25 protein-coding genes are annotated in these 21,655 nt (G+C 68.5%); 8 read left to right on the top strand and 17 right to left on the bottom strand.

Annotated elements, in window-relative coordinates; genetic code table 11:
- Positions 1–104 precede the first annotated feature (104 nt).
- Positions 105–560: an REP-associated tyrosine transposase gene (locus ACTCB7_RS14500; protein ID WP_463007303.1), complete on the bottom strand. Its 456-nt coding sequence runs from the start codon at positions 558–560 to the stop codon at positions 105–107.
- 240 nt (positions 561–800) lie between these two features.
- Positions 801–1,688: a DMT family transporter gene (locus tag ACTCB7_RS14505; protein WP_463007232.1), complete on the bottom strand. Its 888-nt coding sequence runs from the start codon at positions 1,686–1,688 to the stop codon at positions 801–803.
- Positions 1,689–1,809: 121 nt separating this feature from the next.
- Here ACTCB7_RS14505 and ACTCB7_RS14510 point away from each other — a divergent pair, with 121 nt between their 5' ends.
- On the top strand, positions 1,810–2,811 hold the full coding sequence (locus ACTCB7_RS14510) for a zinc transporter ZntB (RefSeq protein ID WP_463007233.1): 1,002 nt from the start codon (positions 1,810–1,812) through the stop codon (positions 2,809–2,811).
- Between the two features lie 227 nt (positions 2,812–3,038).
- Here the strand turns inward: ACTCB7_RS14510 and ACTCB7_RS14515 are convergent, their stop codons facing one another.
- The gene (locus tag ACTCB7_RS14515) at positions 3,039–3,308 is read right to left on the bottom strand and encodes an Rdx family protein (RefSeq protein WP_463007234.1); all 270 of its coding nucleotides are present in this window, start codon (positions 3,306–3,308) and stop codon (positions 3,039–3,041) included.
- A gap of 96 nt (positions 3,309–3,404) precedes the next feature.
- Between ACTCB7_RS14515 and ACTCB7_RS14520 the strand changes: the two genes are divergently transcribed.
- The 4 genes from ACTCB7_RS14520 to ettA all read left to right on the top strand — a co-directional run bounded on the left by ACTCB7_RS14520 (position 3,405) and on the right by ettA (position 7,368).
- Positions 3,405–4,721: an MFS transporter gene (locus tag ACTCB7_RS14520; RefSeq protein WP_463007235.1), complete on the top strand. Its 1,317-nt coding sequence runs from the start codon at positions 3,405–3,407 to the stop codon at positions 4,719–4,721.
- Positions 4,722–4,821: 100 nt separating this feature from the next.
- Complete coding sequence (locus ACTCB7_RS14525) at positions 4,822–5,256, top strand: PAS domain S-box protein (protein ID WP_463007236.1); 435 nt, start codon at positions 4,822–4,824, stop codon at positions 5,254–5,256.
- A gap of 134 nt (positions 5,257–5,390) precedes the next feature.
- Positions 5,391–5,594, top strand: a complete 204-nt coding sequence (locus tag ACTCB7_RS14530; RefSeq protein WP_463007237.1) for a PA3496 family putative envelope integrity protein — start codon at positions 5,391–5,393, stop codon at positions 5,592–5,594.
- 112 nt (positions 5,595–5,706) lie between these two features.
- Positions 5,707–7,368 (top strand): energy-dependent translational throttle protein EttA, encoded by a 1,662-nt coding sequence (gene ettA, locus ACTCB7_RS14535; protein ID WP_463007238.1) that lies wholly within the window; start codon positions 5,707–5,709, stop codon positions 7,366–7,368.
- A gap of 97 nt (positions 7,369–7,465) precedes the next feature.
- On the opposite strand, the gene ACTCB7_RS14540 is transcribed toward ettA, so the two are convergent.
- The 13 genes from ACTCB7_RS14540 to ftsB form a co-directional block, all read right to left on the bottom strand.
- On the bottom strand, positions 7,466–7,621 hold the full coding sequence (locus ACTCB7_RS14540) for a DUF1328 domain-containing protein (RefSeq protein WP_163649164.1): 156 nt from the start codon (positions 7,619–7,621) through the stop codon (positions 7,466–7,468).
- Positions 7,622–7,763: 142 nt separating this feature from the next.
- Positions 7,764–8,678: an LpxL/LpxP family Kdo(2)-lipid IV(A) lauroyl/palmitoleoyl acyltransferase gene (gene lpxL / locus ACTCB7_RS14545; RefSeq protein WP_463007239.1), complete on the bottom strand. Its 915-nt coding sequence runs from the start codon at positions 8,676–8,678 to the stop codon at positions 7,764–7,766.
- 76 nt (positions 8,679–8,754) lie between these two features.
- The gene (gene alr / locus ACTCB7_RS14550) at positions 8,755–9,861 is read right to left on the bottom strand and encodes an alanine racemase (RefSeq protein WP_463007240.1); all 1,107 of its coding nucleotides are present in this window, start codon (positions 9,859–9,861) and stop codon (positions 8,755–8,757) included.
- A 130-nt stretch (positions 9,862–9,991) separates the two neighbouring features.
- Positions 9,992–11,455: a TolC family outer membrane protein gene (locus ACTCB7_RS14555; RefSeq protein WP_463007241.1), complete on the bottom strand. Its 1,464-nt coding sequence runs from the start codon at positions 11,453–11,455 to the stop codon at positions 9,992–9,994.
- Between the two features lie 157 nt (positions 11,456–11,612).
- Entirely contained in the window at positions 11,613–12,587 is a 975-nt protein-coding gene (gene rpoS, locus ACTCB7_RS14560; RefSeq protein WP_463007242.1) for an RNA polymerase sigma factor RpoS, read from the bottom strand.
- 156 nt (positions 12,588–12,743) lie between these two features.
- Positions 12,744–13,916, bottom strand: coding sequence for a peptidoglycan DD-metalloendopeptidase family protein (locus tag ACTCB7_RS14565; protein ID WP_463007243.1), 1,173 nt, complete (start codon positions 13,914–13,916; stop codon positions 12,744–12,746).
- Between the two features lie 28 nt (positions 13,917–13,944).
- The gene (locus ACTCB7_RS14570) at positions 13,945–14,874 is read right to left on the bottom strand and encodes a DUF368 domain-containing protein (RefSeq protein ID WP_224416691.1); all 930 of its coding nucleotides are present in this window, start codon (positions 14,872–14,874) and stop codon (positions 13,945–13,947) included.
- A gap of 69 nt (positions 14,875–14,943) precedes the next feature.
- Positions 14,944–15,639: a protein-L-isoaspartate(D-aspartate) O-methyltransferase gene (locus ACTCB7_RS14575; protein WP_463007244.1), complete on the bottom strand. Its 696-nt coding sequence runs from the start codon at positions 15,637–15,639 to the stop codon at positions 14,944–14,946.
- Complete coding sequence (surE, locus tag ACTCB7_RS14580; protein ID WP_463007245.1) at positions 15,596–16,351, bottom strand: 5'/3'-nucleotidase SurE; 756 nt, start codon at positions 16,349–16,351, stop codon at positions 15,596–15,598. Before surE ends, ACTCB7_RS14575 begins: the two co-directional genes overlap by 44 nt.
- Before the next feature lie 24 nt (positions 16,352–16,375).
- Positions 16,376–17,434 carry a tRNA pseudouridine(13) synthase TruD gene (gene truD / locus ACTCB7_RS14585; protein ID WP_463007246.1) on the bottom strand — a complete coding sequence of 353 codons (1,059 nt, stop codon included), beginning with the start codon at positions 17,432–17,434 and terminating at the stop codon, positions 16,376–16,378.
- The gene (ispF, locus tag ACTCB7_RS14590; protein ID WP_463007304.1) at positions 17,431–17,916 is read right to left on the bottom strand and encodes a 2-C-methyl-D-erythritol 2,4-cyclodiphosphate synthase; all 486 of its coding nucleotides are present in this window, start codon (positions 17,914–17,916) and stop codon (positions 17,431–17,433) included. Before ispF ends, truD begins: the two co-directional genes overlap by 4 nt.
- Positions 17,916–18,638: a 2-C-methyl-D-erythritol 4-phosphate cytidylyltransferase gene (gene ispD, locus ACTCB7_RS14595; RefSeq protein ID WP_463007247.1), complete on the bottom strand. Its 723-nt coding sequence runs from the start codon at positions 18,636–18,638 to the stop codon at positions 17,916–17,918. Before ispD ends, ispF begins: the two co-directional genes overlap by 1 nt.
- Entirely contained in the window at positions 18,635–18,970 is a 336-nt protein-coding gene (ftsB, locus tag ACTCB7_RS14600) for a cell division protein FtsB (RefSeq protein WP_163649174.1), read from the bottom strand. Before ftsB ends, ispD begins: the two co-directional genes overlap by 4 nt.
- A gap of 107 nt (positions 18,971–19,077) precedes the next feature.
- Here ftsB and ACTCB7_RS14605 point away from each other — a divergent pair, with 107 nt between their 5' ends.
- Complete coding sequence (locus tag ACTCB7_RS14605) at positions 19,078–19,389, top strand: YqfO family protein (RefSeq protein ID WP_224416684.1); 312 nt, start codon at positions 19,078–19,080, stop codon at positions 19,387–19,389.
- A gap of 176 nt (positions 19,390–19,565) precedes the next feature.
- On the opposite strand, the gene ACTCB7_RS14610 is transcribed toward ACTCB7_RS14605, so the two are convergent.
- Entirely contained in the window at positions 19,566–20,123 is a 558-nt protein-coding gene (locus ACTCB7_RS14610) for an NUDIX hydrolase (protein ID WP_463007248.1), read from the bottom strand.
- Positions 20,124–20,199: 76 nt separating this feature from the next.
- On the opposite strand from ACTCB7_RS14610, the gene ACTCB7_RS14615 reads away from it, so the two are divergent.
- Positions 20,200–20,835: a CoA pyrophosphatase gene (locus ACTCB7_RS14615; protein ID WP_463007249.1), complete on the top strand. Its 636-nt coding sequence runs from the start codon at positions 20,200–20,202 to the stop codon at positions 20,833–20,835.
- A gap of 69 nt (positions 20,836–20,904) precedes the next feature.
- Positions 20,905–21,543: a 2OG-Fe(II) oxygenase gene (locus ACTCB7_RS14620; protein WP_463007250.1), complete on the top strand. Its 639-nt coding sequence runs from the start codon at positions 20,905–20,907 to the stop codon at positions 21,541–21,543.
- The last annotated feature ends 112 nt before the right edge of the window (positions 21,544–21,655 follow it).

A 21,655-nucleotide genomic window follows, 5' to 3' on the forward strand; every position in this document is an offset into this window, starting at 1 on the left:
GCCAGATGCGATCTTCGTCCCTCCACCCCGGCAAGTCTTCTCCATACTGCCCGTGTTGGGTCATTTCCAACATACAAGCGACTTCAGTCGCGATGAAGCGGCCCTCAAAGCCAGACTGCATCCCAGTGAGGATACTGCCCCACACTCTCGACCAGGCCGGCCCGCAAGGGGTTGGCGATGATGTAACGGGCCACGGCTTTCATGTCTTCCTCGCGACGCAGCAGCCGATCATGAAAGCCGGTTTCCCACACAGGCCCCCGACGCTGCAGGTAGTGATTGAGGCTCCTGGCGGAGCGCCCCTTGAACCGCTTGACCACCTGACTCAGAGAACACGCATCCCCCAGCATGAAAAGCCAGTGCACGTGATCCGGCATGACGACAAAGCTCTGCGAATGCAGCCATTGCTCTTCATGCAACTGCTGCATTTCACGGACGACCAGCCGCGCCGCCCGCCAATCCATCATCAGAGGCGACCGCTGATGGGTACAGGTAGTAACAAGATACACATGCCTGGGCATCGAGCGACGGCCGGCCCGCAATGCGCGAGATCCCGGTGTCATATCCACGGGTCTCCTCCCTTGTTAAGAGCCACTCCGAGCCTCCGCCTGATGGGCAAACTCGTCAGGATGCTCATGGCGGGGGCACGCATCCCGGCAGCGACCGTTTCGTGCCTGACGCATCGCGACTGAAGTCGCTTCCGCACGCTTCCCGCAAGTGCGCCGCTTGGCGCGGATCAAGTCGCTCCCGCGGTTCCGCCGCTCCCGACCACCCGGGCCCGGTGGCAAACTCGCCCTGCCCTCTCAGGCCGGCTCGGTGCTTGGGCTTGTCTGCAGCTGCTGAAGGCCGAGCCCGGCGAGGATCAGCACCAGCCCCACCAGAGTGGAAGCGAGGATCGGCTCGCCGACCACCCAGTGCAGCAGCAGCAGCGAGACCGGCGGCGAGAGGAAGATCAGGTTGGCGACCCGGGCGGTGCGCGAGACCTGATGCACCGCCATCTGCCAGAGCACGAAGGCGAAGCCCATCTCGAACAGGCCCACGTAGACCCCGGCGCCGAGGCTCCCCCAGCCGTGCCAGGCGAAGCCCGGGCCGGCGGCGACGATCCCCGTCAGCACCGGCAGGCCGACGCTGAAGTTCTGCCATTGGGCAACCAGCGGCTCGCGCTCGTCGCGGGCGTTGAGCAGCCAGTAGAGCGCCCACAGCAGGGTCGAGGCCAGCGCAAGCAGCACGCCGAGCGGGTCGGCGAAGGCGACGTCGAACACCCGGCCGCGGGTGGCGATGGTCCACACCCCGGCGTAGGCGACCAGCCCGGCCAGCACGTCGCGCGGGGTCAGCCGCTGGCCGAGGATCGGCACGGCGAGAAACGCCATGGCCAGCGCCCAGGTATAGTTGAGCGCCATGGCCTCCTGGCCGGGCAGGCGGTCGTAGGCGGCGAACAGCGTCAGGTAGTAGGCCACCGGGTTCATCAGCCCGGCCCACAGCGCGGTGCGCCAGCCGCCGCGCAGCGCGCTGCCCAGCTGACCGCGATGCACCACCAGCACGCCGATCAGCAGCCACGAGACCAGCGCGGCGATCCACATCAGCTCGACCGGGGTCATCGTCGTCAGGGCCAGCTTGAAGGCGGTGGCCACGGTCGACCACAGCCCCACCGCCCCCGTGCCGTAGAGTATCGCGCGCTGATCCCGGGTCATGGTCGCTCCCTGCTTGTCTGATCCTGCGGGTACATTAGGATGATGCCGGACAGCCTAACCGGCCCATGCCCGGCTGGCGACCGCGTTCCCCCTTCACCCCCCCCGACCCGCAGGAGACGCCATGGTGACCGCTTCCGCTTCCCTCGATCCGCCCGCCAACGGCAGCGCCTTCGTCAGCGCCTATCGCCTCGACGCTCGGGGCGGCGGCACGGCGCTCGACGACGCGACCCTGCGGCGGGCCTGGCATGAGGACGAGGCGCCGCTGTGGCTGCACCTGGACTTCCGCCAGGCGGATGTCACCGACTACCTGCAGACGGTGGCCGAGCTCGACGAGGCGGTGATCGAGGCGCTGCTCGAGCCCGACACCCGGCCGCGGGTCGCCCGCTTCGGCGACGGCGTGGTCACCACCCTGCGCGGGCTGGGCCTGGAGGGCGGCGCACGGCCGGAAGAGATGATCTCGCTGCGCGTGTGGGTCACGCCGCGGCGGCTGATCACCCTGCGGCGCCTGCCGCTGCGGGCGGTCAGCGTGGTGCGCCAGCGCATCGATGCCGGCGACGGCGCCCTGTCGATCCCCGACCTGCTGGCCTGGCTGGTCGAGACCCTGGTCGACCAGGTCGGCGACGTCACCCACCAGCTGGAGGACCGCATGGCCGAGCTGGAGGACGCCCAGCTCGGCGACACCGACATCGACGCCGATGACCTGACACGCATTCGTCGGCCACTGATCACGCTGCGCCGCTTCATGGGTCCGCAGCGCGACTGCCTGGCCCAGCTGGCCCAGGGGCCGACCTGGTTCGACGAGGACAGCCGGATCTCGATCCGCGAGAGCGCCAACCAGCTGTCGCGCTACGTGGAGGACTTCAACGCCATGCAGGAGCGGGCGCTGATCCTGCAGGAGCAACTGTGGAGCGAGCACAACGAACGCCTCAACCAGCGCATGTACATGCTGGCGATCATCACCACGGTGTTCCTCCCGCTGAGCTTTCTCACCGGCCTGCTGGGGGTGAACGTCGGCGGCATCCCCGGCGCCGACAGCCCCCACGGCTTCGCGGTCTTCCTGCTGATCACCCTGGGGCTGGGGGTGGCGGTGATGGTGCTGCTCAAGCGCAAGCGGTGGTGGTAACCCGCCGGTCGACAGGGTCCGCCGGGCTGTGGGAGCGACTTCAGTCGCGATGAAGCGGCCCTCGAGACCCCGCTATCGGGGATGAATCCCCTCCCACAAGACCAGCCATCAGACCGGGCAGCATGGACAAGCCGTTGTCATTGTGGGAGCGACTTCAGTCGCGATCAATCGGCCACCGGGTACCGCTATCGGGGATGAATCCCCTCCCACAAGATAACCCGGCGAGCCTAGCGATCGACATGGCCGAGGTCGCGCTCGGGATCGAGCCGGTCGCGGACCCGGCGCTTGAGCTCCTTGACGTCGGGGAAGCCGCCGTCGCGCTTGCGCTCCCAGAGCGGCTGGTCGTCGTAGAGCACCTCGAAGTGCCCGCCGTGACTGGGCGCCAGCGCCACCTCCGCAAGGTCCTCGCCGAACGTGGAGAGCAGCTCCTGGGCGTACCAGGCGGCGCGCAGAAGCCAGTTGCATTGCGTGCAATAATGGATGCGAATATGGGCCATGATGACCTCCCGGGGGTGAGCACGGCCCGATGATAACAAGCAGCAGCGCCCGGCGACGCCCCGGGCAGCGACATTCAGCGGACGAGGGAACGCGACATGGGTGATGCGAATGCCAGCCAGTCCCGGCTCTACGAGTGGCTGACCGGCGACGAGGACGCCCGGATGTGCCGGGATATCTCCGAGGCCGCCTGCCACGAGCAGCCGGGCAACTTCTTTCGTCATCTGCTGGCCTCGCTGGGCAACAAGCTGGCCGACGAGCTCTCCAGTGCGCGGCTGGTGCTGCCCTGGCTGCTCGGCGCCATCGGCGCGCCGGTGTGGATGGTGGGGCTGCTGGTGCCGATCCGCGAGGCCGGGGCGCTGCTGCCGCAGGTGCTGATCGCCGGTGTCGCCCGCCGCCTGCCGCAGCGCAAGTGGATCTGGGTGATCGGCGGGCTGATCCAGGCATTCAGCGCCGCGCTGCTGGCCGCGCTGGCGCTGCTCGGCCACGGCGGCCTCGGCGGCGCGCTGGTGCTGGCCGTGCTGGTGGCGCTGTCGCTGGCGCGCGGGCTGTCGTCGATCGCCACCAAGGACGTGCTGGGCAAGACCATCGCCAAGCAGCGCCGCGGCAACCTGATGGGCTGGAGCGGCAGTGTCGCCGGCGCCGTGACGCTGGCCGCCGGGGCGGTGCTGATGCTGTTCAACGACCGTCCGGGTGAGCTGGCGCTGGCGGTGCTGCTGGCCGTCGCCGCGCTGGGCTGGCTGGTCAACGCCGCCTGTGCAGCCGCGATCCGCGAGGAGCCCGGCGCCACCGAGGGCGGCAAGAGTGCCTGGCAGAGCCTCGGCGAGGGCATTACCCGGCTGCGCCGCGACCGCGCCTTCCAGCGCTTCAACCTGGCACGCGCGCTGCTGCTGTCGAGCGCCCTGGCCCTGCCCTACATCGCGCTGCTCGGCCAGCATCAGGGCGGCGCACAGCTGGGCGGACTGGGCGTGCTGATCCTGGTCTCGGGCCTCGCCGGCATGATCGCCAGCCCTGTCTGGGGCAAGCGTGCCGATGCCTCCAGTCGCCGGGTGATGCGCGATGCCGGGCTCGCTGCCGCCGTCTGCTGCCTGGCCGCCGCGGCCGTGGCCTGGGCCCCGGGCGCCTGGAGCGCGACGATCTGGCCCTACGCCCTGCTCTACGGTGCGCTGGTGATCGCCCATGCCGGCGTGCGCCTGGGTCGCAAGACCTATGTCGTGGACCTGGCCGGGGCCGAGGATCGCGCGCTCTACGTGGCGCTGTCGAACACCCTCACCGGTGTGCTGATGCTGCTGGTCGGCGGCCTGATCGGGGCGCTGGCGCAGTGGATCGGCAGCGCCGCACTGCTGCTGGTGCTGGCAGGCTGCGCACTGGCGGCGGCGGTCTGCGCCCATGGCCTGCCCGAGGTGGAGTCGTGACATCCCGCCGCGTTGCATTCCTGTCATCCACTGGTCAAGATGACGCCCAAAAACGCCGTCGGGATGTCCCGCCACGGCCATCGTCAAGGACAGCCGCACCATGAAACGACCGCCGATGATCGACGCCAAGCTCCTGGAACGCATTGTCGATGCCTCCGCCGACGGCATCGTGGTCGCCGAACAGGAAGGCGACGAAAACATCCTCATCTACGTCAACCAGGGCTTCGAGCGGCTGACGGGCTACAGCACCGACGAAATCCTCTACCGTGACTGCCGCTTCCTGCAGAACGACGACCGCGATCAGCCGGCGCTCGAGCGCATCCGCCAGGCACTCGCCGAGAAGCGGCCGTGTCGCGAGGTGCTGCGCAACTACCGCAAGGACGGCAGCCTGTTCTACAACGAGCTGTCGATCACCCCGGTCTTCGACGAACAGGACCAGCTGACCTATTTCATCGGCGTGCAGAAGGACGTGACCCCGCTGGTCGAGGCCCTCCAGGAACTCGACGCCCTCAAGGCCGAACGCAACGCCGGCTGAGCGCCTGCCGGGGCCTCGGCGGCCCCGGAAAAAACATCGACCTCCCCTCTTGTGCACGGCGCCGACTGACGCTATATAGCGAGCAGAACAGTCCGGGCACGTTCGCCCGCCAGCCAGGGTCATGGGAGGTCATCATGAGCCGTGAGTCCTTCATCGAAGAAGCCGACTTCTTCGACGCCGTCAACGACGCGCATTTCTCCCGTTCACGCACCAGCCGCCACGATACGCTGCGCGCCCGTCGCCGGGTCGAGACCCTGCTGGAAGAGCGCCGCCTGAAACGCGCCATCGAGGATGACTGGCTCAACGAGCTGGACGGCGAGGAAGAAGAGGAAGAGTGAGCCACGGACCGACCGCGGCCGCCGCGGTCGATAACCCGGTCCACTGGCCTTTCGAGATTGCCGCCACTATCATCGGTGGGCTTTACCTTCATCTCCAACCGACCGGATATCCATGGCGCAATACGTCTTCACCATGAACCGGGTGGGCAAGATCGTGCCCCCCAAGCGCGAGATCCTCAAGGATATCTCGCTGTCCTTCTTCCCCGGCGCGAAGATCGGCGTGCTCGGCCTCAACGGCGCGGGCAAGTCGACGCTGCTGCGGATCATGGCCGGGGTCGATACCGAGTACACCGGCGAAGCACGGCCCATGCCCGGCCTGAACATCGGCTACCTGCCGCAGGAGCCCGAGCTCGATGACAGCAAGACGGTTCGCGAGACCGTCGAGGAAGCCGTCAGCGAGATCAAGGACGCCCAGACCCAGCTGGATGCCGTCTACGCCGCCTACGCCGAGCCGGACGCCGACTTCGATGCGCTCGCCGCCGAGCAGGCGCGTCTGGAGAACCTGATCGAGGCCGCCGACGCCCACAACCTGGAGCGCAAGCTCGAGGTAGCCGCCGAGGCCCTGCGTCTGCCGCCCTGGGAGGCCAACGTCGGCGTGCTGTCCGGGGGTGAACGCCGCCGCGTGGCACTGTGCCGCCTGCTGCTCTCCAATCCGGACATGCTGCTGCTCGACGAGCCCACCAACCACCTGGACGCCGAATCGGTGGCCTGGCTCGAGCGCTTCCTGCACGACTACTCGGGCACGGTGGTGGCGATCACCCACGACCGCTACTTCCTCGACAACGTCGCCGGCTGGATTCTCGAGCTCGACCGCGGCCACGGCATCCCCTTCGAGGGCAACTACTCCAACTGGCTGGAAGCCAAGGAGAAGCGCCTCGAGCAGGAAGCCAAACAGGAAGCCTCGCGCCAGAAGGCGATCAAGCAGGAACTCGAATGGGTGCGCAGCAACGCCAAGGGCCGCCAGGCCAAGAGCAAGGCGCGCCTCAACCGCTTCGAGGAGATGCAGTCCGGCGACTTCCAGAAGCGCAACGAGACCAACGAGATCTACATTCCGCCCGGCCCGCGGCTCGGCGACAAGGTCATCGAGCTGCACGGCGTCACCAAGCGCTACGGCGACAAGCTGCTGTTCGAGGACCTGTCCTTCCAGGTGCCCAAGGGCGCGATCGTCGGCATCATCGGCGGTAACGGCGCCGGCAAGTCGTCACTGTTCCGCCTGATCAACGGTACCGAGACGCCGGACGCCGGCGAGGTGGTGGTCGGCGACACCGTGCAGGTCGCCTACGTCGAGCAGATGCGCGACGCCCTCGACGACAAGCAGACCGTCTGGGAAGCGGTGTCCGACGGCCAGGACATCCTCAACATCAACGGCTACGAAGTGTCGTCGCGGGCCTACGTGGGTCGCTTCAACTTCAAGGGCAACGACCAGCAGAAGCGCCTGTCGGAGCTGTCCGGCGGCGAGCGGGGGCGCCTGCAGCTGGCCCAGACCCTCAAGCAGGGCGCCAACGTGCTGCTGCTCGACGAACCCTCCAACGATCTGGACATCGAGACGCTGCGCGCCCTGGAAGAAGCCCTGCTGGCCTTCCCCGGCTGCGCGCTGGTGATCTCCCACGACCGCTGGTTCCTCGACCGCATCGCCACCCATATCCTCGCCTACGAGGGCGACTCCGAGGTGGTGTTCTTCGAGGGCAACTACAGCGACTACGAGGCGGATCATCGCAAGCGCGTGGGCAACGACACGCCCCATCGCATGAAGTACAAGCGCATCGACGCCTGACGGCATCGCGGCATCGATCGCTTGACACAGAAGGCCCGCGGGGACACCCCCGCGGGCCTTCTTGCGTGAAGAGCTTGCGTGAAGAGCCCGCCCCGCCCTATCGCCGGCTGCGGATGAGCGACACGATGAACAGGATCAGGAACACCACGAAGAGGATCTTGGCGATGGTCGCGGCGACGCCCGCGACGCCGCCGAAGCCCAGCACGGCGGCGATGATGGCAATGACGAGAAAGATGATGGCGTAGTTGAGCATGCAGTCGTCCTTGTATCGGCAGGGTTTCCCTGTGATCGATTCGGCCGGTCCGGGCCGATGCCCCGTCCTCGGCCACCGATCACGCGACTTGAGAATCGTCGGGAAATGCCCAAGCGTCAAGGTCGGACGGCGCCGCTCGCCGTCAGTAGAACCCCGGCTCGCCGGGCGGGCGCGTCTTGAAGCGCCGATGCAGCCACAGGTACTGCTCGGGGTGACGACGGATCGCCGCCTCGATCACCGCATTGATGCGCGCGGCATCGGCGACCTCGTCGCCGCTCGGAAAGCCTTCCAGCGCCGGCAGGTACTCCAGGGTGTAGGTGCGGTCGTCCGGGTTGCGATGGAAGATCAGCGGCATCACCGGCGCCCCGGTCATCCGCGCGATCTTGGCGGTGAGCTTGATGCTCGCCGCCTCGATGCCGAAGAACGGCGCGAAGACACTGGCCTCGCGTCCGAAGTCCTGATCCGGCGAGTACCACACCGCATAGCCGGCCTTGATGCGCCGCACCACGCCACGCAGGTCACGGCGATCGATGGCCCGGCCGAAGATGTGCGAACGCGCCCGGGTCATGAAGCGCTCGAACAACGGGTTGTCGTGGGGCCGATAGACCACGTCGGCGGGGAAATACAGCGAGTGCAGCGCGCCGCCGAGATCCAGCGTCGAGAAGTGGATGCCGATGATCAGCGCGCCCTTGCCGCGGGCCAGCGCCTGATGCATGTGCTCCTCGCCGCGGAAGGTCACGCGGTGGCGCAGGTGCTCCGGGTCGCGGCACCAGCCGGTGGCGGTCTCGAGGATACCGATGCCGTTGGCGAGGAAGGTGCGCTTGACCAGCCGCGTCCGCTCGTCGTCGCTCAGCTCGGGAAAGCACAGCCGCAGGTTGGTCTCGGTGATGTGGCGGCGCCGCCCGGCGAACCGCCAGGCCAGCCAGCCGATCAACCGCCCCGTGGCCAGCTTGAGCCGCCACGGCAGCCAGGCGCCCAGGCGCATCAGGCCGATGGCCAGCCAGGTGGGCCAGTAGCGAGGGTGGGCGAAGGACGGCGTGGAGGAGGAGTCGGCCATGGGTGTTGCGTGATTCCCGGAATCTGGACGAGGCGCCATTGTAACCGGCTCGCCGGGACCCGGCGAGCCGGGCCCGTCAGGCCTCGTCGCCCGAGTAGCGGCGTGGCACCCGAGGCAGGATGCCGGTCATCAGCGTGTAGCTGATGGTGTCGCAGTAACGGGCCACTTCGTCCACCGACAGCACCGCCCCGCTGTCGTCGCGGCCCCACAGCACCACCCGGCTGCCGATACCGGCGTCCGGCAGGTCGGTGAGGTCCACCGTGGCCATGTCCATCGATACCTTGCCCGCCAGGCCGCAGCGCTGGCCGTCGACCAGCACCGGCGTGCCATCCACGGCATGGCGGTCGTAGCCGTCACCATAGCCGACGGCGATCACGCCGATCCGTGAACGCCGCGGCGCCCGCCAGCGGCCGCCGTACCCTACCGGCTCGCCGGCGTCGATCTCGCGCACGGCGATGATCTCGGAACGCAGCGTCATCACCGGGTGCAGGTCGCGGGCGGCGTCGTTGTCGCCTTCCAGCGGGTTGCTGCCGTAGAGCATCACGCCGGGGCGATTCCAGGCGCCGTGGGCCTGCGGCCAGGCCAGCGTCGCCGGGGAGTTGGCCAGACACAGCGGCGCGCCGAGCTGCCCGGCCAGCGCCTCGACCTGGGCCATCTGGTGCTGGAAGTAACCGGGATCCAGGGCATCCGCGGTGGCGAAGTGGGTCATCAGGTGCAGGTCGGTGACCCGCTCGGGCGCCGCATGCAGGCGCTGCCAGGCTGCCGCGGCCTGCTCGGGCGGGAAGCCGAGACGATGCATGCCGGTATCCACCTTGAGCCAGGCGGGAATCGGCCGGCGCGGGCGATGGGCCAGCAGCGCGTCGATCTGCCAGTCGCTGTGCACGGCGACCCACAGCCCCAGCGCCTCGACCCGCTCGAGCTCGTCAGCGGAGAAGATGCCCTCGAGCAGCACGATCGGCCGCTCGATGCCGGCGGCGCGCAGCGTCTGCGCTTCCTCGATGCAGGCCACGGCAAAGGCCGGAGCCAGCCCCTCGAGGGCCCGTGCACAGGCGACCGCGCCATGACCGTAGGCGTCGGCCTTGAGCACCGCCAGCGCCCGGCTGCCGGGCGCCAGCGCCTGGGCCAGACGGTAATTGTGACGCAGGGCGGCAAGATCGATAGCGGCATGCAGCGGCCGGGCCATGAGGAACTCCTGAAGGGGCCAAAAAGGGCCTCATTATTTAGCAGCCGACCCGGGATTTCACCCCCGATAACGCCCAAAAACAACGCCCCGGGCAGACGAATCGACTACCCGGGGCGTATCGCGCGCAGGATTACTCCGCCGGCGGCGTCGGCGGTGCGCCGATATCCATCACGGCGGCATCCCCGTCGGTCGCATCGGCGGGCAGGTCGAGGCGCACGTTCTCGGTTTCGCTCAACCAGTCGTTCACGGTGCGCAGCGCCTCGGTGTCCAGGGTCCCCGACTCGCGGCGCAGCCCCAGCAGGTCGGTGACGTAGGCGTAGCGCGCCTGAGCGTAGCTGGCCAGGGCGTCGTAGAGGTTCTGCTCGGCCTGCAGCACGTCGACGATGTTGCGCGTCCCGACCTGATAGCCGGACCGGGTCGCCTCGAGCGCGCTGCGGTTGGAGACGACCGCCTGACGCCGGGCCTCGACGGTCTGCACGTCGTTGACCACCCGCGTGTAGAACGAACGTACCTGCTGGGTGGTCTGGCGACGCTGGGCCTCGAAGTCGTACTGCGACGCCTCGAGCTTGTAGGTGTTGCTCTGCACCTGGGCGCTGGTGCTGCCACCGTGGAAGATCGGCACGCTGGCCTGCAGACCGATCTCGGCGCCGGAGCTGTGCCCGGAGAGATAGTCGATGTCGTTGTTCGAATAGTTGTAGTCGGCGTAGGCGTCGAGCGTCGGCAGATGGCCGGCCCGCGCGACGTCGACGTTGTCGCGGGCGATATCGATTCCCTTGCGGGTCGCCAGCAGCGTGGGGTTGTTCTCCATGGCCATCGACACCCAGGCGTCACGGGCCGCGGGCTTGGGCGTCTCGATGGGAATGTCGTCGGCCAGCCCCTCGATCGAGTCGTAGCGCTTGCCGGTCAGGCGCTCCAGAGCCTCGAAGCTGACCTGCAGGTCGTTGGCGGCGGCGATGCGCTGCGCCCGTGCCAGGTCGTAGGAGGCCTGCGCCTCATGAACGTCGGTGATGGCGATCAGGCCGACCTGAAACTGCTCCTTGGCCTGCTCGAGCTGACGCTGGATCGCCTTTTCCTGAGCCACGCGGGCGGCGAGGATATCGCGTGCCTGGAGAATCGCGAAGTAGGCGTCGGCCACGTCGTAGAGGACCTGCTGGCGCGTCTGCTCCAGGGTCAGCGACTGCTGGCCGACCTGGTTCTCGCTGCGCTTGAGTTCGTACCAGTTGGTGGCATCGAACAGCGCCTGGGTCGCCTGCACGCTGACATTGGCCGAGTTGTAGTTGTCGTCGTTGGGCGAACCGGTGGGCTGATCGCTGGCCTGCCGCTCGAAGGTCCGGTTGTTGGCCACACTGGCCTTGGCGTCGATCTGCGGCAGCAGGTCGCCGCGCTGTACCTCGCGACTGGACTCGGTGCTCTGGTAAGTAGAGCGGGACGAAGCCAGCGTGGCGTTGTTGTCGAGGGCGTCGCGGGCGATCGACCAGAGGTCGGCGGCCTGGGCGGGCGAGGCGAGTGCCGCCGCCACCAGCAGCGGCAGCAGGCGCCAGCGAGCGCCGGGCACGCGCGAGCGACGCGTGAAGAGAGCTTGTCGGGACGGCATCAGTATTATTTCCTTTCACTAGAAGCAAGCCGAAACGGCATTATACATACAATGCCGCATGTTAGCTTGCGAATCAAATGCGTGAAACGCCCGCTGCAACGACGAACGCGGGCCGGGGCCCGCGTTCGTCGTCATCGTTGCCTTGTCGCCGCCGGGGTCACTCGAAGATGGCGTCCAGGGAGAGCCCCTGCTTCTCGAGCACGCGGCGCAGCTTCTTCAGCGCCTCGACCTGGATCTGACGGACCCGCTCGCGGGTCAGGCCGATCTCCTCGCCGACTTCCTCGAGGGTGGCCGCCTCGTGGCCACGCAGGCCGAAGCGGCGCACCACGACCTCCATCTGCTTGTCGGTCAGCTCGGCCAGCCAGTCCTCGACGTGCTCCTTGACGTCGACATCCACCAGCGAGGACTCCGGGCCGCTCTCGTTCTCGTCGGCCAGGGTCTCGATCAGCGGCTTGTCGCTTTCGGTGCCCAGCGGGTAATCCACCGACGAGATGCGCTCGTTGAGACCCAGCATCTTCTTGACCGTGGCCACCGGCTTGTCGAGAAACTCGGCGATCTCCTCGGCGGTGGCCTCGTGATCGAGCTTCTGGGTCAGCTCACGGGCGGCGCGCAGGTAGATGTTGAGCTCCTTGACCACGTGGATCGGCAGGCGAATCGTGCGGGTCTGGTTCATCAGCGCCCGCTCGATGGTCTGGCGGATCCACCAGGTGGCATAGGTGGAGAAGCGGAAGCCGCGTTCCGGATCGAACTTCTCGACGGCGCGGATCAGGCCCAGGTTGCCCTCCTCGATGAGGTCGAGCAGCGACAGCCCGCGATTGAGATAGCGCCGGGCGATCTTCACCACCAGCCGCAGGTTGGACTCGATCATGCGCTGCCGACCGGCCGGGTCCCCCTTCTGTGCCAGGCGGCCGAAATGCACCTCCTCTTCCGGGGTCAGCAGCGGTGAAAAACCGATTTCGTTGAGATAGATCTGAGTGGCGTCCAGACTCTGGTGGTAGTTGTTGTCCTCGCGGCTCAGTGCCTTCTCGAACGCAGCCTCTTCCTTGGCATCCGCGTCATCGTCAATGACCTGCACCTCGTCATCCGTATCGTTGAGATCGACATCCTGAATATCCCGTTCAAGCATGCTCATGTCGCTACCCCGTTAGTCTGCTGCTCGTAGTGCAGCCGTGGTTCGGCTCGATGTTGTTATTGTCGACCTGTCTGGGGCGACCGAATGTGCGGTCGTCCATCCCTGTAACAAGAAGCCGCCAATGCGGCTTCTTTCCACTCCCCTCGCCGCGGCGCCTCAGCGCGCCGGCAGGTAGTCGAGGGGATCCCGAGGCTGGCCATCCTTGCGGACCTCGAAATGCAGCTTGACGCCATCGGCATCGGAGTTGCCCATCGTGGCGATCACCTCTCCCGCCTTGACGACATCGTTTTCCTTCACCCTCAGGCTGTCGTTGTGCGCGTAGGCACTCAGGAAATGGTCGTTGTGCTTGAGGAGGATGAGGTTGCCGTAGCCGCGTACGCCACTGCCTGCATAGACGACGATACCCGGGCCGGCAGCCTTGACAGGTTGCCCCTTTTGCCCGGCGATATCAATGCCGGCGGTGATGTTAGAGTTGTCAGAAAAACGTCCAACGATCTTGCCCTCGGTCGGCCACTGCCAGGGGATGTTCGCCACCGGCTGATAGCTGCGCTGCTCCGGCTTCGGCGCCTCGGCGCCGCCCGCCACCGCGGTGCCGGCATCGGCCTGCTTGCCGCTATCCGCCGCCTTCGCACCCGCGGAAGACGCCGCGGCACTCTTGCCAGTATCGCCGCTGCTTGATGACACCGTGGTGTCGGTTTTCTTGCGCGAGGAAGACGCTGACGGCGAGCCGGCGGTGGCAACCTTCGACGTGTCGGCGGCGCCGGTGTCACGGGAGGCCGAAGCGGTCGTTGATGCCTTGTCGGCCGTCCCGGACGGTTCGCTCTTGCTTGAGCCCGCGTTTTCATAGACCGGGCCCGGGGCTTGCATCGTGCCGGAACGGGTACCGACGCCGGCGGCCGTGGCCAGCGCCCCGCGCGCCGGCGAGCCGTCATCCTGCGAACCGGCCGCCGCCGTACCGGAAGCCTCGCCCCCGGTGCCGGCCAGCAGCCAGTCGGGATTCTGCGGCGATGCCGCGCCGCCCGCGCTGCCCGCCCCATCGCCGGTACGGGCCACCGCCGGCGCGGCACTACCACCGCTCGGCGCACCGGCGTCGGCGGACTCGCTCAACCGCAGGGTCTGGCCGGGCTGGATGCGATAAGGCGGCGTGATGCCGTTGAGGCGCGCCAGCTCGCGGAAATCCATGTTATTGCGCCAGGCGATGCCGTAGAGGGTGTCGCCCGCCTCCACGGTGACGGTCTGCCGGGGTGCCTGTTCCCGGCTGGTCGACAGATCGCTGACCTGGGGCGGGGCCTCGGGGGCCGCACAACCTGCCACCGTCAGCGACAGCATCGAGATCACAACGGCCTTGCGCATGGGCTCATGACTCCTTGAAAGATGACGTGGAACGTTCCCCCACCGCCAGCACCAGCACCAGGCCGACGGCCATCAGTGCCAGGGCCGCGGCCAGCTGCGCCGGCTCGCCGGTCAGGGCGCTGTAGTCGCCGGGCAGCAGGTAGCGGTAATCCAGCGGGATCACCTGCTGGTCCGGCCCCAGCTGGTAGCTGACCATCTCGCGCCAGGGCCACAGCAGCGGCAGCGAGCCGAGGATGAAGCCCACCAGCAGCTGCAGCGTCGCCGTGTGGTAGTGGCGGAACAGCCAGGACAGCAGCCGCGACATGGTCAGCAGGCCGACCAGGCAGCCGGCGCCGAACTGGAGGATCAGGCCGGCATCCATTCCCTTGATGCCGGTCATCACCGTGCCGTAAAGCCCCATGGTCAGCAACAGGAAACTGCCCGAGACGCCGGGCAGCAGCATGGCGCTGATGGCGATCGCCCCGCCGACCATCAGCCGCAGGCTGCCCAGGCCGGACAGCGCCGGCATCAGGCTGGGCAGCCACTGCGCCAGCAGCATGCCCACCGCCAGCGGCAGCACGTGCCACAGCCGCCAGCCGTCCACATGGCGCATCACCACCACCGCCGAGGCGGCGACCAGACCGAAGAAGAAGGCATTGAGCAGCAGCGGGTGCGCCGCCAGCAGGTAGGTGACCAGGTGCGCGACGCTGATCAGGCTGGCGGCGATGCCGGCGAGCAGCGGCAGCAGGAAGGCCAGGTTGAGGTGCGTCACCAGCCCGCGCGCGCCGTCCCGGCGCCAGGCCGTCCAGGCGGTGGGGCCGAACTGGCGGATGGAATGGATCAACTCCTCGTAGATCCCGGTGATGAAGGCGATGGTGCCGCCGGAGACGCCCGGCACGGCATCCGCCGCCCCCATGCCCGCGCCCTTGAAGAACAGCTTAAGCGCTCGTTTCAACGCCCGACTCCTCTGGATCGATATCAAAAAGTGCTCGCCCGTGACGGCCACGGGCTGCCGGCGCCACCGTCACTGGATGATGCCCTCCAGCAGCGGCACGAAGCGCACCCGCTCGAGGCGCTGCTGCGCGTAGCCGTCGCCGCGCCGCACGATGCGGGTCAACCACTGGACGCCGTCGGCATCCGCCAGCGGCGCGACCAGGGTCCCGCCATCGCTCAACTGCGACAACAATGCGCCGGGAAGTTCACTCGCGCAGGCGGTCAGCAGGATGGTGTCGAAGGGGGCGGCTTCGGGCCAGCCGTGGGCGCCGTCGGTCAGCCGCAGGCGCACGTTGTGCGCACCGAGCCTGGCCAGGCGCATCCGCGCCCGGGTCTGCAGGCTGCGGATGCGCTCCAGCGACCACACCGTCTCGACCAGCCGCGACAGGATCAGGGTCTGGTAGCCGGAACCGGTGCCCACCTCCAGCACGCGCCGCGCGCCGCCGGCCAGCACCAGCTCGCTCATGCGCGCCACCATCCAGGGCTGAGATAGCGTCTGACCGAAACCGATGGGCAGCGACGTATCCTCGTAGGCGCGATGCGCCAGCGCCTCGTCGATGAACAGGTGGCGCGGCTCGCCGGCCAGCGCCGCGAGCACCCGGGCGTCCTTGATGCCGGCCTCGGCCAGGCGCCCCACCATGCGATCGCGGGTGCGCTGCGAGGTCATGCCGATGCCGCTGAGCTCACGCGAGTCGTGACAGCGCATCGAGCCAGCCCTGTACGTCATGCAGCGCCCCGTGGCGGGTCAGGTCGGTCTGCAGCGGCGTGATCGAGACATAGCCCGCCTCCACCGCGGCGAAGTCGGTATCCGGCCCGTCGTCGGCATTCTCGCCCACCGCCGCGATCCAGTAGCGAGTGCGTCCGCGCGGGTCGGTGACCGCCAGCGGGCGCTGCGCCGGGCCGCGATAGCCCAGCCGGGTGACGCGAAAGCCGCGCACGGCCTCCCACGGGCAGTCGGGAACGTTGACGTTGAGCAGGCTGCGCGGCGGCAGCGACAGCGAGTCCGCCGCGCCCACCAGACTCGCCGCGACCCGCCCGGCGGTATCGAAGTGGCGCGATCCCGCCAGCGACACGGCGATCGCCGGCATTCCCAGGTTGCGGCCCTCCATGGCGGCGGCCACGGTACCCGAGTAGAGCACGTCGTCACCCAGGTTGCTGCCGTGGTTGATGCCCGAGATCACCAGGTCGGGTCGCTCGTCCCAGACACCGTTGACGCCCAGATAGACGCAATCCGCCGGGGTGCCGTCGACGCTGTAGAAGCCGTTGTCCAGTGCGGTCAGCGCCAGTGGCCGGCTCAGGGTCAGCGAGTTGCTGGCGCCGCTCTTGTCGCGATCCGGTGCCACCACGCGCAGCCGGGCGTGATCCAGCAGCGCCTCGTAGAGCGCCTTGAGCCCCGGGGCATGCACCCCGTCGTCATTGGAAAGCAGCAGTTTTCGCATCGATCGGTCTCCTCGGGCCGCACGCTACAGGGTGGGATGGCACAACAGCTCGCGCAGCACGGCGGTAGCGAAGGCGCCGCGCGGCAGGGTGAAGTCGAGTGTCGCCGTCTCGCCCTCGTGATGCAGCGCGGCCGCCGCCGGCCGTACCCGGAGGGCACGGCGCGCGGTGCGCACCCCGCTCGCCGCCAGCGCCGCGCACAGTCCGGCATGCGCCTCGGCCAGGTCCCGTTCGAGCGCCGCGGCCGCCTCCCGCGCCGTCGTCGCCCCCTCGCCCCACAGCAGCCCGGCCGGGTGCACGTCGCCCGCCGCGACACGGGCGGCCAGTTCGGCGTCCGGCGCCTCGGCCACGAACACGCTCTGCGTGCCGTCGAGCATCAGCACCTCGCCCGGCAGCGCCCGGTCCCAGTCGCCGCGACGCACCCGGGCCGCCAGCAGCTCGTTGAACAGATAGCTGCGGGCCGCCGACAGCAGCATGCCCTGCCGGTCGTCGCGCTTGCGCCATCCTCGGGCGAGTATGCCACAGGCACGCTGCAGGTTACGGCCCTCGGGGCCGAAGCGCTGGGGGCCGAAGTAGTTGGGCACCCCCGCCTCGCAGACCCGCGCCCAGCGCGACGCGAAGGCCGGATGGGCGACCGCCGGCCCACCGATACGCAGGCGAAAGCGGTTGCCGCGGTGCACGCCGCGCTTGAGCTTGCGTGGATGGCGGGCCTGCTCGAGCAGCGTGACCTCCGCCGCGGCCAGCCGTTCGGTCAGGTCCGCCGGGGCCTCGCGACCGGGCAGATGCACCGACAGCCACTGGCGGGTCACCGCGAAACGATCCTTCATCCCGGCATAGCCGACGTCGCGGGGCGCCACCTCGCAGGCCCGGGCCACCCGGCGTGCCAGCTCGGGCGTGCCCAGGTCGCGCTTTTCCAGCCACAACCAGAGATGCTCGCCCTCGCCTTCCGGGGCGAAACCCAGCCACTCCTCGACCACGAAGTCCTCGGGCACGGCGCGATACTCGCCGGCGGCCGGCAGCGCGCCGTGTGCCCGCGGCCAGTCGGGGGGCCAGGTCGGAACGGGGATCGTGCGTCGTGTGCTCACCCGGCCGCCTCCACCGCCCTCAGCAGCACCACCGCCTCGGCGGCGATGCCCTCGCCGCGGCCGGTGAAGCCCAGCCGTTCGGTGGTGGTGGCCTTGACGTTGACCGCATCACACGTCACGTCCAGGTCGCCGGCGATGGTCTCGCGCATGGCGGGAATGTGGGCGGCCAGCCGAGGCGCCTGGGCGATCACCGTGGCGTCGATATTGGCGACGGCGTAGCCCGCTTCGGCGACCCGGGCCATCACGTCGCGCAGCAGCGCCCGGCTGTCGGCGCCGGCCCAGCGGGGATCGGTATCGGGAAAGTGCCGGCCGATGTCACCCAGCGCGCAGGCGCCGAGCAGGGCGTCGCACAGGGCGTGCAGCAGCACGTCGCCGTCGGAGTGGGCGATGACGCCGCGATCGTGGGCGATGCGCACGCCGCCGATCATCACGTGGTCGCCCTCGCCGAAGCGGTGAACGTCGAAACCGTGGCCGATTCGCATCATGCGGGGGAATCTCCGGAACAGGCAGGGGCCTCCTGGGCGGCAAGAATCTGCGCCGCCAGGGCGAGGTCTTCGGGATGGGTGATCTTGAGATTGTCGCGGCGCCCGGCGACCAGGCGCGGCGCCAGGCCCAGCGCCTCGACCGCCGAGGCCTCGTCGGTGACCGCCACGCCGGTGGCCCGGGCATGGTGCAGGGCCCGGCACAGCAGGGCGTAGCGGAAGCCCTGGGGCGTCAGGGCGTGCCACAGCCCATCGCGGGGCTCGGTGGCGACGATGCGCCCGGCGGCGTCGGCGCGCTTCATGGTGTCGGCCACCGGTGCGGCCAGCAGCGCGCCGACCGGCTCGTCGGCCAGCGCCTCGCGCAGGCCCGCCAGATCCGCCGGATGCACGCAGGGCCGTGCCACATCGTGCACCAGCACCAGATCGTCGTTCGCGGCCTCCTCGGCCAGCGCGTCCAGCGCATTGACCACGCTGTCGGCGCGCTCGGCGCCGCCCTCGACCCGCCGCCAGTCGGCGAAGGGCACCATCGTCGGCGAGAACCAGGCGTCCTCGGCATCCAGGCACAGGCACAGCCGCGCCTCGGGGAAGGCACGATGCAGGCGCTCCAGGGTCCGCGCCATGACGCTGGCGCCGGCCAGCGTCAGGTACTGCTTGGGCCGGGCGGCCCCCATGCGGCGACCGCGCCCGGCCGCCGGCACGATCAGCCATACCCGCTCGCTCATGGTCCCGCCTCCGTGTCCGTCCCGGGCCGGCTCGGTGCCGGCTCGCCGTCGGGCACCGACACCTCGGGTACCCAGAAGAACTGTTCATCCTTGCGGATCATGCCGATATCGCTGCGCGCCCGCTCCTCGATGGCGTCCAGGCCGTTCTTGAGGTCGATCACCTCGGCCGCCAGACGCTGGTTGCGCTCGCGCAGGGTCGCGTTTTCGTCGTCCAGGGTATCGGCACGCGCGCGGATGTGGGTGAGTTCGCGCACGCCCCCCTCCCCCAGCCACAGGCGGTACTGCAACAGGCCGAGCAGCGCGAGCAGCACCACGGCGAGCCACTTGAGCATCGAGGCCATCCCTTCCAGTCGAGGCAATCCGGCGCATTATGCCATCATGACCGATGACTTGCCGACGACCGGCGGTCACGATGTCACCCGACAGTCAGGAGCCCTGCATGTACAAGCTTGCCTTCTTCGTCCCCGTCGAGGATGCCGAGACGGTCAAGGAAGCGGTGTTCGCCGCCGGCGCGGGCCGCATCGGCGACTACGAGGCGTGCTGCTTCCAGACCCGCGGCACCGGACAGTTCCGCCCGCTCGCCGGCGCCGACCCGCACATCGGCCGGGTCGGCGATCTCGAGCACGTCGAGGAGCTGAAGGTGGAACTGGTGTGCGAGGACAGCCGTATCCGCGACGCCGTGGCCGCCCTCAGGACGGCCCATCCCTACGAGGAACCGGCCTGCGAGGTGTGGCGGCTGGAAGATCTATAGTCGGAAGTAAGCATTAACGCTGATCATGCTATTTAGAGGGTGTTTACAAAACAGTCGAACGACGGCAAGACAAGGCGAAATTGTCCGAGAAAGCGGAGTTTACGAACAGTAAATGAGCATTTCGAGGTCAATTTCAACGCAGTATTGCCGAGTGCAGACGTTTTGTAGACTCCCTATCAGGCACTGCCGAAGTAACGCTCTCTATCCTCCGGACTGATATCGCTCATGTGCAATGGATACGCACCGTGCCGGCGGTCGCTGAAATAGTGGTGCAGGGTGCGTTCGATGGTCGGGAAGGCCAGCTCGTCCCAGGGGATCTCGTCCTCGCCGAACAGCGCCACCTCGAGGCTTTCCGGCCCGGCGTCGAAGCCGCCTTCCAGGTCGGCGAGGAAGATCATGAAGACCTGATTGATGTGCGGCAGGTTGATCAGGGTATAGAGGCCGTGGATCGCCACCTCGGCACAGGCTTCCTCGCGGGTTTCGCGGGCGGCGGCCTCGAGCGTGGTCTCGGCGTTCTCCATGAAACCGGCGGGCAGGGTCCAGTAGCCGCGTCGCGGGGCGATGGCACGCCGGCACAGCAGAATGCGGCCATCGTGAACCGGCAGCGTCCCGGCGACGATGCGCGGGTTCTGGTAGTGGATGCTGCCGCAGGCATCACAGAGATAACGGGGCCGATCATCGCCCTCGGGGATGGCGAAGCGCACGGGTTCACCGCAGTGGCTGCAGAAGTTCATGAGGTCCTCTTGCGGCAGGCGAGCATTGACGGCCCGGAGGTAGCTGGGTACAAGGAACAAAATCCGCGGAACGCCCATGTTAGAGAAACTCCACGAGCGCCTGCAAGCGCACACGCCACGCCGACTCAGCCCGGCCCTGCCCCAGGCGGCGGTGCTGATCCCGCTGGTCGCGCGACCGGTGCCGACCCTGCTGTTCACGCGGCGTGCCGGCCACCTGAACCAGCACGCCGGCCAGGTCGCCTTCCCCGGCGGCAAGCGCGAGCCCGGCGACCCCGACCTGCTGACCACGGCACTGCGCGAGGCCGAGGAAGAAGTCGCCCTGCCGCCCGCGCGGGTTCGCCTGCTCGGCCGACTGAGCGACGTGCTGTCGTTGCACGGCCTGAGCGTCACGCCCTTCGTCGGCGTCATTCCCCCGGACCTGCCGCTGCGCCCGCAGCCCGACGAACTCGACACCATCTTCGAGGTACCCCTGACGCTGTTTCTCGAGGACCGGCGCAGTCACACCGACGTCATCACCGTCAACGGCCGGTCGTGCTATGTGCCCAGTTACGCCGCCGAGGGGCACGTCATCTGGGGGCTGTCGGCGATGATGCTGGTGGAGTTGCTCGCCGAGGGCTTCGGCTGCCCGGTCAGCCTCGACGCGCCCCCCGCCGGCAGCCACCTGCACCATCACCCGGAACGCCGCCGGTCGATTCCCGATCTCGACGACTGAACCGCGTTTTTGCTTCGCCCCGGCACCACACCGCCGGAAATCCCGCCTCTCGTCACGGATGCCTTGTCGATGCCCCTGGATGCCGCCACCCTCAACCGCCTGATCGACGGTCTGGTCGACCACGGCTATTTCGTCGGCCCCGATGTGATCGACGCCGGGCTGTGCCGCGCCCTGCACGACGAGCTGGGGCATCTCGCCGCCCATGACGGCCTGAAGGCGGCCGGCATCGGCCGCGGCGAACAGCACCAGCTGCGACGCGACATCCGTGGTGACGCGATCCGCTGGCTGACTCGCGACACCCAGCCCCAGCGTGATTATCTGGCGCTGATGGGCGACCTGCAGCGCCAGATCAACCGTACCCTTTACCTGGGCCTGTTCGAGTTCGAGGCGCACTTCGCCCGCTACCCGGCCGGGACCTTCTACCGCACTCACGTCGACAGCTTCCAGGGACGTGCCAACCGGGTGATCTCGACGGTGCTCTACCTCAACCCCGGCTGGCCGCACGACGGCGGCGGCGAGATGGTCATCTACGCCGACGACGCCACCCGCGAACTGGCCCGCGTGCCGCCCGAGTCCGGAACCTTCGTCTGCTTTCTTTCCGACCGGGTGCCCCATGCGGTGCTGCCGACACACCGGCCCCGCGCCAGCATCGCTGGCTGGTTCCGCCGCAACGCCTCGCTGGGCGGCCATGTCGACCCCGCCCGCTGAGCCCGTATCGACGGTGTAATGAAGCGGCTTCATCTCAACGGACGAAAGCCGGCTGATCGATTATGCTGAACCCAAGCCAACTGAGAGAGTGACACACCTCCTCACGGCGCCC

This window comes from Modicisalibacter sp. (assembly GCF_055145905.1).